This window comes from Erwinia sp. CGal63, from assembly GCF_037026505.1.
Taxonomy (GTDB): domain Bacteria; phylum Pseudomonadota; class Gammaproteobacteria; order Enterobacterales; family Enterobacteriaceae; genus Erwinia.
In genome coordinates this window covers 90,641-104,114 of the sequence record NZ_JAKUMN010000004.1, presented here as the reverse complement: position 1 = coordinate 104,114, position 13,474 = coordinate 90,641, and the positions used below count along the sequence as shown (strand labels likewise).

The following is a 13,474-nucleotide window of genomic DNA, read 5'->3' as shown; positions in this document are numbered from 1 at the left end:
TTATGGCTGTACCACAATATTTTCCTGCGATGGATCGACATGCTGCATCTGCAGCTTTTCCATAGCCGTTCTTTCAACGCGACTGTGATCGCCCAGCGCGTTCTCTTCCAGAATCAGGTTGCGCCATTCGATATCCAGCGCGTCGCGTTCCAGAACCAGCTGCTCGCGCTGTGCGGTAAGCAGTCGCGTTTTATGCGCGGTAGTAACCACTAACACCGCAGAAACCAGCACGGCGACAGCCAGAATCAGCGGGATTTTGCCGTGGCGCAGAAGATCGCCCGCAATAACGCCCGGTAAACTGTGTCGCTCGTTGCCAATCATGAAGCCGTCCTCTCAGCAATACGCAGTACAGAGCTGCGCGCGCGCGGGTTTTCCGCCACTTCCGCTTCGCCCGGCATCATTTTGCCCAGCGCCTTAAGCTGACGACCGCCGAGCTTGCTTAGCTGCGCTTCCGTCATCGGCAGACCGGCAGGCACCTGCGGGCCACGGCTCTGTTCGCGCATAAAACGTTTAACGATACGATCTTCCAGCGAGTGGAAGCTGATGACCGACAGGCGTCCTTCCGGCGCCAGCGCGAGCAGCGCGCCCTTGAGCGCCTGCTCAATCTCTTCCAGTTCGCTGTTCACCCAGATACGAATAGCCTGGAAGCTACGCGTCGCCGGATGTTTGAATTTGTCCTTAACCGGCGTGGCGGCGTAAATGACGTCAGCCAGCTCTTTGGTGCGGGTCATCGGCTGCTCGCGGTTGCGCTCGACGATGGCACGTGCGATACGCTTCGCAAAGCGCTCTTCGCCAAAGGTTTTCAGCACAAAGGCGATATCGCTCTCTTCCGCCTGCAGCAGCCATTCCGCGGCGGAAAGACCTTTCGTTGGATCCATTCGCATATCCAGCGGGCCGTCGCGCATAAAAGAGAAGCCGCGTTCGGCATCGTCCAGCTGCGGCGACGAAACGCCCAGGTCCAGCAAAATGCCGTCAATACGGCCGGTCAGCCCGCGGGCTTCGGCGTACTCGGCCAGCGCGGAAAAAGGTCCGTGAATAATGGTAAAGCGCGGGTCGGTAATGGCTGCCGCAGCGGCGATGGCCTGCGGGTCACGATCGATGGCGTAAAGACGCCCCTGTTCGCCCAGCGCGGAGAGGATCAGCCGGGAGTGTCCGCCTCGTCCAAATGTGCCATCAATATAGATGCCGTCAGGTTTGATATTGAGACCGTTGACGGCCTCGTCCAGCAGCACCGTGGTATGTTTGAAATTTTCCTGCATAGCTATAATGACAAATCCTGCAAGCGCTCGGATAGCGGTTCCCGAGTCGACTGCTCCGCGTCAATATCCTCCCTGACTTGTTGATACCAGGTCTGTTCATCCCACAGCTCAAACTTGTTAAACTGTCCAACCAGCATCACTTCTTTGGTCAGATTCGCGTGCTGACGGAGCGTACTCGCAATCAGCAAACGGCCTGCATTATCCATCTGGCATTCGCTGGCATGACCCAATAACAGGCGCTGAATGCGGCGCTCTACGGGGTTCATGCTCGACAGGCGAGCCAGCTTACGTTCAATAATTTCCCATTCAGGCAGGGTGTAAAGCAGAAGGCATGGCTGATGGAGGTCAATAGTGCAAACCATTTGCCCCTGAGATTCTCCCACCAGCGTTTCGCGATAGCGTACGGGTACAGCGAGCCGCCCTTTGCCGTCGAGATTGACTAACGTTGCTCCACGGAACATGCCAGTCTTCCCCCTCTGTTACCCTTAAGCCCCACTTTACACCACAAATTCCCACCCGGTGGAGTTTACGGAGCGGAGGAAATCATTGTCAAGCGACAGCGCAGGCCGCAAGGGATTATTTCTTTTCCTGAAAAATCAGCAAAGAGTTAAAAAAGAGCGAGCTTTAGTCAGCTATTGAAAAATAAACCAATGAATAGTGACGGGAAATTTTTCAGGAATCTTAAATTGCTTAAAAATATATCAATTATCGCCTGTAAAGAGGCTGTCGTCAGCGCTGCTGTCCCGCCGGCATTTTAAGGAATTTCTTAAGGAATGGCACCGACAGCGCCGTTCTGGCTGGGCTGGCTGAACCCATGTCAGGTAACTTTTTAATAAGCCAGAGTTTTCGGAAAGTTAAAATCAGCTGGAATTATATCTTTACTTTTATTTACGTTAACGGCGGGAGTCCGGCGAATCGCTTTTATTTGGCGATCTGACGCGACGGGCATAACGAGGGAAACATAAAAGAGAGGGCGACAATGATGTCGCCCTGAATGATTAACTTTCTTTACGGCTTAAACGCCCGCGGCGATAGAGGTTACGCCGGATACGGGTCAGGCCGGCTTTAGGTTTACGCGGCTCGTCCAGGCTTGCCAGCACCAGTTCCAGCACGCGTTCGGCCACGTCGCGATGACGCTGGCCCACCGCCAGAACCGGACAATCCAGAAAATCCAGCAGCTCGTGGTCGCCAAAGGTGGCTATCGACAGATCGGTCGGCATACGCCCTTCACGTTTCAGCGCCACATCCATTACGCCCTGCAGCAGGCCAAAAGAGGTGGTAAACAGCGCGTCGGGCATTGGATGCGTTTCCAGCCACTCTTCGAACAGCGCCGCCGCCGCGGTGCGCTCAAAGCTGTTGGCGTAGATGAAATCGATAGGGCGCTCGTCGCCCTGCCAGGCCTGACGAAAACCCATTTCACGCAGAAAGCTGACGGAGAGCTCTGGTAGCGCGCCGAGATAAAGAATGGATTCAGCCGGCTGTTTACGTAGCTCGGCGGCCAGCATCTCCGCATCGTCCTGATCCGCGCCCACGACGCTGGTGAAATGCTCGCGATCCAACGCGCGATCCAGCGCGACAATCGGCAACGGGTCGTTGATCCAACGCTGGTAAAAAGGGTGTTCCGGCGGCAGTGAGGTAGACACAATAATGGCGTCCACCTTGCGCTGCAGCAGATGCTCCACGCAGCGCATCTCATTGTCCGGCTGATCTTCTGAACAGGCGATCAGCAGCTGATAGCCGCGCTGGCGGGCCTGCCGCTCCAGATAGTTGGCGATTCGCGTATAGCTGGTATTTTCCAGATCGGGGATCACCAGGCCAATGGAGCGGGTACGCCCCGCGCGCAAGCCTGCGGCGACGGCGTTGGGGTGATAATTATGTTCGCGAACCACCGCCATAACTTTTTCTACGGTCTTGTCGCTGACACGATACTGCCGGGCTTTACCGTTTATAACGTAGCTGGCCGTCGTGCGCGATACACCAGCAAGACGCGCGATTTCATCCAGTTTCACAATCACTCCACGCTCAGGCACCGTGACGGCGCAGAAAAAATAGCCACGTCGCGGCTAAGGATAAGATAATCTTTACATCTAACAGCAGCGCCAGCAACCTCTTTTAGCGCCAGGCGGGAGCTTTCTGGCAAAAATGAAAAAACCCGGCATTACGCCGGGTTAGCAATATTTCACCTTCATCGCGTTGAGCGATCAGCGCATAATACGCTCGCCGCGCGCCACGCCGACGACGCCGGAACGCGCTACCTCGACGATTTCCGCCACTTCGCGAACCGTGCTCAGAAAAGCATCCAGTTTGTCGCTGGTGCCGGCGAGCTGAACCGTATAAAGCGAAGGCGTCACGTCGACTATCTGTCCGCGAAAAATTTCCGCGCTGCGTTTGACCTCTTCGCGTCCATAGCCGGTCGCCTGAATTTTCACCAGCATGATTTCACGTTCGACAAAAGCGCCCTGCCCCAGTTCGGTGACGCGCAGCACGTCTACCAGCTTGTGCAGCTGCTTTTCAATCTGCTCCAGCACTTTCTCATCGCCTACGGTCTGCACGGTCATCCGCGACAGCGTTGGATCGTCAGTCGGCGCTACGGTCAGGCTTTCAATGTTATAGCCGCGCTGTGAGAAAAGCCCCACCACGCGCGATAATGCGCCGGACTCGTTCTCCAGCAGTACCGATAAAACACGACGCATAATTATGTCCTCTCCGTTTTACTCAGCCACATTTCGTCCATTCCGCCGCCGCGGATCTGCATCGGGTAAACGTGTTCGCTGCCATCCACGTTAACATCCACAAACACCAGACGACCTTTTTGCAATTCCGCCAGCGCCTGGCTCAGTTTCTCCTCCAGCTCCTGCGGGCGGTCGATACGGATGCCGACATGGCCGTAAGCTTCCGCCAGCTTAATGAAATCAGGGAGCGACTCCATATAAGATTGCGAATGGCGACCCGAATAGATCATATCCTGCCACTGCTTCACCATGCCGAGATAGCGGTTGTTCAGGCTCAGGACCAGTACCGGCAGACCATACTGCAGTGCGGTCGACAGCTCCTGAATATTCATCTGAATACTGCCGTCGCCCGTGACGCAAACCACGGTTTCTTCCGGTAGCGCCAGCTTCGCGCCCAGCGCGGCGGGCAGACCAAAGCCCATCGTGCCCAGCCCGCCAGAGTTGATCCAGCGGCGCGGCTTATCGAAAGGATAATAGAGCGCGGCGAACATCTGGTGCTGACCGACGTCGGAAGTCACGTAGGCGTCACCGTTGGTCAGCCGCCAGATAGTCTCAATAACCGCCTGCGGCTTGATCTTATCGCTGTTGCGATCGAAAGCCAGGCACTCGCGCGAACGCCACTGCTCGATACTTTGCCACCAGTCACGCAGGCTGTCGAAATCCTGTTCGCTGTTTTGCTTTAGCATTTCCAGCATCTGCTGCAGCACGTCGCGCGCGTCGCCAACGATAGGCACATCCGCCGACACGGTTTTCGAGATAGAGGCCGGATCGATATCAATATGCAGCACGGTGGCGTTCGGGCAGTACTTCATTAAGTTATTGGTGGTGCGATCATCGAAACGCACGCCAACGGCAAAAATAACGTCGGCGTTATGCATGGTCATATTCGCTTCGTAGGTGCCGTGCATCCCCAGCATCCCCAGACACTGCCGGTGCGTGCCGGGGAAAGCGCCCAGCCCCATCAGCGAACAGGTTACCGGCAGATTAAGCTGCTCGGCGATCTTACGCAGCTCTGCGGCGCAGTCGGCATTGATTACGCCACCGCCCGCGTAGAGCACGGGTTTCTTCGCCGCCAGCAGGCTTTGCAGCGCACGCTTGATCTGGCCCCGATGCCCCTGAGTCGTGGGATTATAGGAACGCATGCTGACCGTCTCCGGCCACTGATAAGGCAGCTTGTTCGCCGGGTTCATCATATCTTTCGGCAGGTCGATCACCACGGGACCAGGACGTCCGCTGGAAGCCAGCCAGAAAGCTTTTTTCACTATCGTGGGGATCTCTTCGACCTGCTTCACCATAAAGCTGTGTTTGACGATCGGGCGTGAAATCCCGACCATATCGCACTCCTGAAAGGCATCGTAGCCGATCAGCGAAGAGGGAACCTGACCGGAAAGCACTACCATAGGAATGGAATCCATATAGGCAGTGGCGATCCCGGTAATGGCATTGGTCGCGCCAGGGCCGGAAGTGACCAGAACCACGCCCGTTTCACCCGTAGCGCGGGCATAGCCGTCCGCCATATGCACAGCGCCTTGCTCATGGCGCACCAGGATATGATCGATACCGCCTACGGTTTGCAATGCGTCATAAATATCCAGTACGGCTCCGCCGGGATAGCCGAACACATGTTTTACGCCCTGATCGATTAACGATCGGACCACCATCTCCGCTCCTGACAACATCTCCATTTTTGCCTCCAGGCTTTAAGGTGCTGATTTATCAGTATGCTTTCCGCTTTTATTGCAGAAATAGCGGCTGCATGCCAATAAGTTCAAAACCTGTGTTTATTCAAACGCTGAAAATAATTTCAGTCGTCGGGTACAGGGCGCTGCCCTCTTTATTTTTGTTTTACCATAACCGCAGAAAACCTGGCAGGCAAACCTCCTTCTCGCGGTTAATGAACGCAAGCGACTATTAAGGCACTACGGGTCACGCCAGCCTGTCGACGTTTACGCTGATGATATGCTGCTAAAAAAGCGGTTTATGCTGACCAAGCCTTTTTTTTCAGTGTGATCGTTTCGTTATTGGCGAGTAAATTTCTTTGAATAAAGTTTACCTGTTCAAACAGGCCGAATGATTTAGTTTTTTCTGCTAAATGTGATTATTTTCATAAAAGAATTAACTAATTAACTGCTAATTTCCAGTGGGGGATCGCCGCGAGGGAAACTCAGATAACCCATTGTTTGCAAAGAAAATTAACGATAAAAAAGCGCAATTTACCCCTACGCTTTTCTACACAGCGCCTGTCGGCACTCGCCTTTTTCTTCTGCCTGCCAAAGCTGAGCCAGAATATTTTTCCTGCGTCGCTTTTCCGCTGCGGATTATAACCTTACGGCTTGCCTTGACATCGCCCCCTGCTTTCAAGTATCAATAAGGGAACAGCAAATTTATGAGGCCTGACTCAATGATTCGTACCCTCCTCCTACTCGGTCTACTACTAAACGCAGATTCTTGCGCGGTAGACTTGTGGGCGGAATGAATCACTGATTCAGGCTTGCAAACCTAAAAAACCCGCGCTACTGCGCGGGTTTTTTTATGCTCGTAGCATTAGCGATGCAAACATGAAAGGAATTATCTGATGAGCCAACAAGTTATTATTTTCGATACCACGCTGCGTGACGGCGAACAGGCATTACAGGCCAGCCTGAGCGTGAAAGAGAAACTGCAGATAGCGCTGGCGCTGGAGCGTATGGGCGTTGACGTGATGGAGGTCGGTTTCCCTGTCTCCTCGCCGGGCGACTTCGAATCCGTACAGACTATCGCTCGCCAGGTAAAAAACAGCCGTGTTTGCGCGCTGGCCCGCTGTGTTGAAAAAGATATCGATGCGGCTTATGAAGCGCTGCGCGTAGCGGAGGCCTATCGTATCCACACCTTCCTGGCGACCTCGCCGATGCATATCGCCACCAAGCTGCGCAGCACGCTGCCGGAAGTAATTGAACGCGCCGTGCGTATGGTGAAACACGCCCGCAACTACACTGACGACGTGGAGTTCTCCTGCGAAGACGGCGGCCGTACGCCGATCGACGATCTGTGTCGCGTAGTGGAGGCCGCTATCAACGCTGGCGCGACCACTATCAATATTCCGGATACCGTAGGCTATACGCTGCCGAGCGAATACAGCAATATTTTCAGTCAGTTGCGTAACCGCGTACCCAATATCGATAAAGCCATTCTGTCCGTGCATACCCATGACGATTTAGGGATGGCAGTCGGCAACTCTCTGGCTGCCGTGCAGGCTGGCGCGCGCCAGGTTGAAGGCACTATTAACGGCCTGGGCGAACGAGCGGGTAACTGCGCGTTGGAAGAAGTGATCATGGCGATCAAAACCCGCAGCCAGCTGATGAACGTGCATACCAATATTCATCATCAGGAGATTTATCGCACCAGCCAGCTGGTCAGCCAGCTGTGCAATATGCCCATCCCGGCCAACAAGGCGATAGTAGGTACCGGCGCGTTCGCGCACTCCTCCGGCATCCATCAGGACGGCGTGCTGAAAAACCGCGAAAACTACGAAATCATGACGCCGGAGTCGATCGGTCTGCATCAGATTCAGCTGAACCTGACTTCGCGTTCCGGCCGCGCGGCCGTGAAGCACCGTATGGATGAGATGGGCTATAAAGAACAGGATTACAATCTGGACAGCCTGTACGACGCCTTCCTGAAGCTGGCCGATAAAAAAGGCCAGGTGTTCGATTACGATCTGGAAGCGCTGGCCTTTATCAACAAACAGAACGAGGAACCGGAGCATTTCCGTCTGGATTACTTCAGCGTGCAGTCCGGCTCCAGCGTGATGGCGACCGCCTCGGTTAAACTGGCCTGCGGCGACGAATCCATAGCGGAAGCGGCGACGGGCAACGGCCCGGTCGATGCGGTTTATCAGGCGATTAATCGCATTACTGAATTTGACGCCGAGCTGGTGAAATATCAGCTGACCGCCAAAGGCCACGGCAAAGACGCGTTGGGCCAGGTTGATATCGTGGTGAACTACAACGGGCGTAAATTCCATGGCGTAGGCCTGGCGACGGATATCGTGGAGTCTTCCGCCAAAGCGATGATCAACGCCCTGAATAATATCTGGCGCGCGCGCCAGGTCGAGCAGGAACTGCAGCGTAAAGCCAACGAGAAGGAAGCGGTATAATGACAAGGACTTATCATATTGCGGTTTTGCCCGGAGACGGCATCGGCCCGGAAGTGATGGCTCAGGCCGGCAAGGTACTGGACGCTGTACGCCAGCGTTTCAACCTGCGCATTACCACCAGCGAGTATGATGTCGGCGGCATCGCCATCGATCGTCACGGCAAGCCGCTGCCGCCCGCCACCGTCGCAGGCTGCGAGCAGGCGGACGCGATTCTGTTCGGCTCCGTTGGCGGCCCAAAATGGGAACATCTGCCGCCAGCAGAACAGCCGGAGCGCGGCGCGCTGCTGCCGCTGCGTAAGCACTTCAAGCTGTTCAGCAACCTGCGTCCGGCCAGCCTGCATCAGGGACTGGAGGCCTTTTGCCCGCTGCGCGCCGATATCGCGGCGAAAGGTTTCGATATTCTGGTGGTGCGCGAGCTGACCGGCGGCATCTATTTCGGTCAGCCGAAAGGCCGCGAAGGCAGCGGCCAGCACGAGCGCGCTTTTGATACCGAGGTTTATCACCGCTTCGAAATCGAGCGCATTGCCCGTATCGCTTTTGAGTCCGCCCGCAAGCGCCGTAAAAAAGTCACGTCGATCGACAAGGCCAACGTGCTGCAGTCCTCTATTTTATGGCGGCAGATCGTCACCGAAGTGGCGCAGGATTATCCCGATGTCGAGCTGCATCATATGTATATCGATAACGCCACCATGCAGCTGATCAAGGAGCCTTCGCAGTTCGACGTCATGCTTTGCTCCAACCTGTTTGGCGACATCCTTTCTGACGAATGCGCGATGATTACCGGCTCTATGGGCATGTTGCCTTCCGCCAGCCTGAACGAACAGGGCTTCGGTCTGTTTGAGCCTGCGGGCGGCTCCGCGCCCGACATCGCCGGCAAAAATATCGCTAATCCGGTTGCCCAGATCCTGTCGCTGGCGCTGCTGCTGCGCTACAGCCTGGATGCCGCCGAAGCAGCCGAAGCTATTGAGCAGGCGATCGGCCGCGCCCTGGCGGAAAACTACCGCACCGGCGATTTGGCCGGCGGCGGCGAAGCGATCGGCACTGAGGAAATGGGCACCGTTATCGCCCGCTTTATTCGCGAAGCCTGATTATGAAAACATTATACGAGAAGCTGTTTGACGCCCATGTCGTGCACGAAGCGCCCAACGAGACGCCGCTGCTCTACATCGATCGGCATCTGGTGCATGAGGTCACTTCCGCGCAGGCTTTTGACGGCCTGCGCGCGCACGGTCGTCCTGTGCGCCAGCCAGCGAAAACCTTCGCTACGATGGATCACAACGTTTCTACGCAAACGCGTGATATCAACGCCAGTGGTGAAATGGCGCGTATCCAGATGTCCATGCTGATTAAAAATTGCGAAGAGTTCGGCGTGCGCCTGTATGACCTGAAGCATCCTTTTCAGGGCATTGTGCACGTGATCGGCCCTGAGCAAGGCATGTCGCTGCCCGGTATGACCATCGTCTGCGGCGACTCGCACACCTCCACTCACGGCGCTTTCGGCGCGCTGGCTTTTGGCATCGGCACTTCGGAAGTCGAGCACGTGCTGGCGACGCAGACGCTGAAGCAGTCGCGCGCGAAAACCATGAAGATTGAGGTCGTGGGCCAGACCGCGCCGGGCATTACCGCCAAAGATATCGCGCTGGCGATTATCGGCAAAACCGGCAGCGGCGGCGGCAACGGTCACGTGGTGGAGTTTTGCGGCCCGGCGGTGGAGCAGCTGAGCATGGAAGGCCGAATGACGCTGTGCAATATGGCGATTGAGCTGGGCGCGAAAGCGGGCCTGGTCGCGCCGGATGAAACCACGTTTAACTACGTTCGGGGCCGTCAGTTCGCGCCGAAAGAGCAGGAGTGGGAAAAAGCGATCGCTTACTGGCGCACGCTGAAATCCGACAGCGGCGCGCGCTTTGATAAAGTGGTGACGCTGAATGCCGCCGATATTGCGCCGCAGGTAACATGGGGCACCAATCCGGGACAGGTTATTGCCGTTAACGACGTTATCCCCGATCCGGCCAGCTTCAGCGATCCTGTTGAGCGCGCCTCGGCGGAAAAAGCGCTGGCCTATATGGATCTCAAACCGGGAATCAAACTGACCGAAGTGCAAATCGATAAGGTATTTATCGGCTCCTGCACCAACTCGCGTATCGAGGATCTGCGTGCGGCCGCTTCGGTGGTGAAAGGCCATAAAATTGCCGCTAACGTACAGGCTTATGTGGTGCCTGGCTCCGGGCCGGTTAAGGCGCAGGCGGAAGCGGAAGGCCTGGACAGAATTTTCCTGGATGCCGGTTTCGAATGGCGTTTGCCCGGCTGCTCAATGTGCCTGGCGATGAACAACGATCGCTTAAGCCCCGGCGAGCGCTGCGCCTCGACCAGCAACCGCAATTTCGAGGGACGCCAGGGTCGCGGTGGACGTACGCATTTGCTCAGCCCGGCGATGGCAGCGGCGGCGGCGATCGCCGGACGCTTTGCCGATATCCGCGAGCTGAATCAGGAGTAACTATGGCGAAAAAATTTACGCAGCATACCGGCGTTGTGGTGCCGATGGATGCCGCCAATGTCGATACCGACGCCATTATCCCCAAGCAGTTTCTGCAGATGGTGACGCGCACCGGTTTTGGCCGCAACCTGTTTTTTGACTGGCGCTATAAGGATGCGGAAGGCCAGATCCCCGATCCGGAGTTTATCCTGAATAAACCGGCGTTTCGCGGCGCCAGCATTATGCTGACGCGGGAAAATTTTGGCTGCGGCTCCTCACGCGAACATGCGCCCTGGGCGCTGACCGACTATGGCATTCGGGCGATTATCGGCAGCGACTTTGCCGATATCTTTGCCAATAACTCGTTTAATAATCAGCTGCTGCTGGTGACGCTAAGCGAGGAGGAAATGGATGAGCTGTTCCGTCTGGTGGCAGCTGAGCCAGGCATCAGCTTTACCGTGGACTTAGAGAAACAGGAAGTGGTTGCCGGTGAGAAGCGTTACGCGTTTGCTATTGACGCTTTTCGCCGCCACTGTTTGCTGAACGGCCTGGATAGCATTGGCCTGACGCTCCAGCACGAAGCCAGCATCAGCGACTACGAGCAGCGCCAGCCGACGTTTTTACGCTAGAGGCTATTGGGGCTTCGGCCCCAACATCATAGCCAAAACATATTTTTATTCAGTGTGTTAAGTTGAAAAGATCCTTCTCTGGCTATCGTTCATATTTTCAGGATAGCCACCTTAACGAACCAGAGAATAATGGCCGTTAGCGCGGGCAGCAGCAGCGTCCAGGTGATCCTGTTATTGATCGCGTCGAACTTAGCGTTCAGGCGGTTTTCAGAAGCATAAATCTCTTGCTGAAGATCGCTTCGCACCATACCTACTTCTTTATAAAGATCGCTTCGTAACAGCCCGAGGTCGGCTTTCGTCGCAAAGCTTTCCGACCGTTCTACCAGCACATCCAGCGCTGCCTGGCTGGCAAACCCCTTCGCCTGCTCCGCCAGCGCGTCCAGCGCAGCCTGACTGGCAAACCCTTTCGCCTGCTCCGCCAGCGCGTCCAGCGCAGCCTGGCTGGCAAACCCTTTCGCCTGCTCCACCAGCGTATCCAGCGATGACTGATTGGCGGCATGCTTTGAGCGCTCGATCAGCGCCGCTATGTCCACCCGCATCTGGCTGGTTTCGCTCTCCAGCCGCCCGATTTTTTCCCTGATATCGTCCATTACGCCTCCTTGCTGATTTTTCATAGCGAACGAATACCGGCTCTGTTCCCTCCGGCAACGTTCGGGCGTTTCCTTAGGTGCCAACATGTTGATTCCGTCCATCATGAAGTAAAGGCAGACTGCGTTCGACAACCAGGCAATGCCCGCCAGTACAAATTATAACCTGATGGATTTTGCGGCGACTCGCCTTTTTTTGCAACAAAAACTGGCGCTATCTGGAAGTTTCTAACACCAATAGCTTAAACATCTTTTACCTTAGCCGACATCGCCAGCGCGGCGACAGAGAGGATTAGCGCGCCCCAGTAGACCGCATAGTGGCCGAACGTCTCGGCCAGCGCGCCCTGGAAAACGCCCGCCAGAATGACGCCCGTTGAAATACTGTTGGTAAACAGCGTGGTGGCCGCGCCAGGCCTGCCGGGCATCAGATCCTGAAAATAGAGCATGCCGATCCCGGCGATAATGCCAATGAAAATGGCGTTGAAAATCTGTAGCGCCAGCAGCGCCGCCCGTGAATGAAACAGCACCAGGCCCAGATAAAACAGCACGCCGGCAGCCACGGCAAACAGCATCATTTTACGTTTGCCGAAGCGCTTAACGTAATGGCCGGCCAGCAGCATTGCCGGGATCTCCAGACCTGCGGCCACGCCCATCAGCAGCCCGGCGAGCCGATCCGGCAACCCCAGTACGCTGCTGATATAAAGCGGCATATCGATGATATACATAGTGTTGCAGGTCCACATCAGCAGCGAGGCGATAAACAGCAGCCGCACGTCCCGGTTTTTCCACGCGCTGATTTGGGTAATCACGATTTCCGTTGGCTGCTCGACGCGCGGCACGGAAGGCAGCGCGAACCAGATCAGCGCGATACAGATCACAAACAGCGCGGCAGCGACGACAAACATGGTAGTAAAACCGTAATTCAGCGCCAGCGCGAAAGAGAGCGGCGGCCCAATCACCCATGCCAGCGAGAGCTGGGCGCGCATCACCGAGCTGAACATCACCACCTCACGCGCGGAGCTGTCCGCATACTCCCGCGCCAGCGCGAAAATCTGCGGCATCGCTACGCTGGCCAACGCCGACAGCAGCACGCCGCAGGTAATCAGCGTCAGATAATGGCGATTAAAAGCAAACAGCAGCGCGTTGCCCACCGCCATCAGACAGCAAAAGAGAATTAGCATACGGCGATCGCCGCTGCTGTCCGACCTTTTCGCCAGCAGCAGGCTGACCACAATGCCGGCGACGGCATTCACGGTATAAAAAAGCCCGACCCAAAACGGCCGTACCTCTACCTCACGCGACAGAAACAGGCTCAGCGTCGGCGCCTGCAGCGCGCCCGCCACGCCAACCATAAAAGAAACCGCCATAAAGGCCAGATAAACCGGATTAATACGACGACGGCGCGTCAGCAGCGATTTCATACCTCATCCCCTGCAAATAAAAAGGCCTGCTTGCAGGCGCAAACAGCAAGCATAGAAGAAAACGGCAAAATGAAAAAAGCCAGCAGGCAAGACGCCCGCTGGCTGGTGAAAACCCACCCTACTCAGATATAAATTCTTGAAAGCGCGCCATTCAAAAGAATGCCTCCCGCCCTTTCATCATCAATAAGTATTGCTCTAATATAAGGCAGAAAAAACAGGCGAGTTTTCATCAGGATTT

General features: G+C 55.8%; 12 protein-coding genes. 4 read left to right on the top strand and 8 right to left on the bottom strand.

The features are described 5' to 3' along the window. The 6 genes from ftsL to ilvI all read right to left on the bottom strand — a co-directional run bounded on the left by ftsL (position 1) and on the right by ilvI (position 5,676). Complete coding sequence (gene ftsL / locus MKZ79_RS13935; protein ID WP_253455285.1) at positions 1–321, bottom strand: cell division protein FtsL; 321 nt, start codon at positions 319–321, stop codon at positions 1–3. Further along, on the bottom strand, positions 318–1,259 hold the full coding sequence (gene rsmH, locus MKZ79_RS13930) for a 16S rRNA (cytosine(1402)-N(4))-methyltransferase RsmH (RefSeq protein WP_336142984.1): 942 nt from the start codon (positions 1,257–1,259) through the stop codon (positions 318–320). The genes ftsL and rsmH overlap by 4 nt, the downstream gene beginning before the upstream one ends. Positions 1,260–1,261: 2 nt before the next feature. Then, entirely contained in the window at positions 1,262–1,720 is a 459-nt protein-coding gene (gene mraZ / locus MKZ79_RS13925) for a division/cell wall cluster transcriptional repressor MraZ (RefSeq protein ID WP_336142983.1), read from the bottom strand. A gap of 537 nt (positions 1,721–2,257) precedes the next feature. Then, on the bottom strand, positions 2,258–3,268 hold the full coding sequence (gene cra / locus MKZ79_RS13920) for a catabolite repressor/activator (protein ID WP_336142982.1): 1,011 nt from the start codon (positions 3,266–3,268) through the stop codon (positions 2,258–2,260). Between the two features lie 192 nt (positions 3,269–3,460). Next, positions 3,461–3,952, bottom strand: a complete 492-nt coding sequence (gene ilvN / locus MKZ79_RS13915; protein WP_336142981.1) for an acetolactate synthase small subunit — start codon at positions 3,950–3,952, stop codon at positions 3,461–3,463. Positions 3,953–3,954: 2 nt separating this feature from the next. Beyond that, positions 3,955–5,676 (bottom strand): acetolactate synthase 3 large subunit, encoded by a 1,722-nt coding sequence (ilvI, locus tag MKZ79_RS13910; protein WP_336142980.1) that lies wholly within the window; start codon positions 5,674–5,676, stop codon positions 3,955–3,957. Positions 5,677–6,566: 890 nt separating this feature from the next. Here ilvI and leuA point away from each other — a divergent pair. Genes leuA through leuD form a run of 4 tightly spaced genes read left to right on the top strand, consistent with a single transcriptional unit; the run spans position 6,567 to position 11,228 of the window. Then, on the top strand, positions 6,567–8,126 hold the full coding sequence (gene leuA / locus MKZ79_RS13905) for a 2-isopropylmalate synthase (RefSeq protein WP_336142979.1): 1,560 nt from the start codon (positions 6,567–6,569) through the stop codon (positions 8,124–8,126). After that, entirely contained in the window at positions 8,126–9,214 is a 1,089-nt protein-coding gene (leuB, locus tag MKZ79_RS13900) for a 3-isopropylmalate dehydrogenase (protein ID WP_336142978.1), read from the top strand. Before leuA ends, leuB begins: the two co-directional genes overlap by 1 nt. A gap of 2 nt (positions 9,215–9,216) precedes the next feature. Further along, the gene (leuC, locus tag MKZ79_RS13895) at positions 9,217–10,620 is read left to right on the top strand and encodes a 3-isopropylmalate dehydratase large subunit (protein WP_336142976.1); all 1,404 of its coding nucleotides are present in this window, start codon (positions 9,217–9,219) and stop codon (positions 10,618–10,620) included. A 2-nt stretch (positions 10,621–10,622) separates the two neighbouring features. Then, on the top strand, positions 10,623–11,228 hold the full coding sequence (gene leuD, locus MKZ79_RS13890; RefSeq protein ID WP_336142975.1) for a 3-isopropylmalate dehydratase small subunit: 606 nt from the start codon (positions 10,623–10,625) through the stop codon (positions 11,226–11,228). Between the two features lie 89 nt (positions 11,229–11,317). Here the strand turns inward: leuD and MKZ79_RS13885 are convergent, their stop codons facing one another. Next, the gene (locus MKZ79_RS13885; protein ID WP_336142973.1) at positions 11,318–11,818 is read right to left on the bottom strand and encodes a hypothetical protein; all 501 of its coding nucleotides are present in this window, start codon (positions 11,816–11,818) and stop codon (positions 11,318–11,320) included. 239 nt (positions 11,819–12,057) lie between these two features. Next, positions 12,058–13,236 carry a sugar efflux transporter gene (locus MKZ79_RS13880; protein ID WP_336142972.1) on the bottom strand — a complete coding sequence of 393 codons (1,179 nt, stop codon included), beginning with the start codon at positions 13,234–13,236 and terminating at the stop codon, positions 12,058–12,060. Positions 13,237–13,474: the final 238 nt, after the last annotated feature.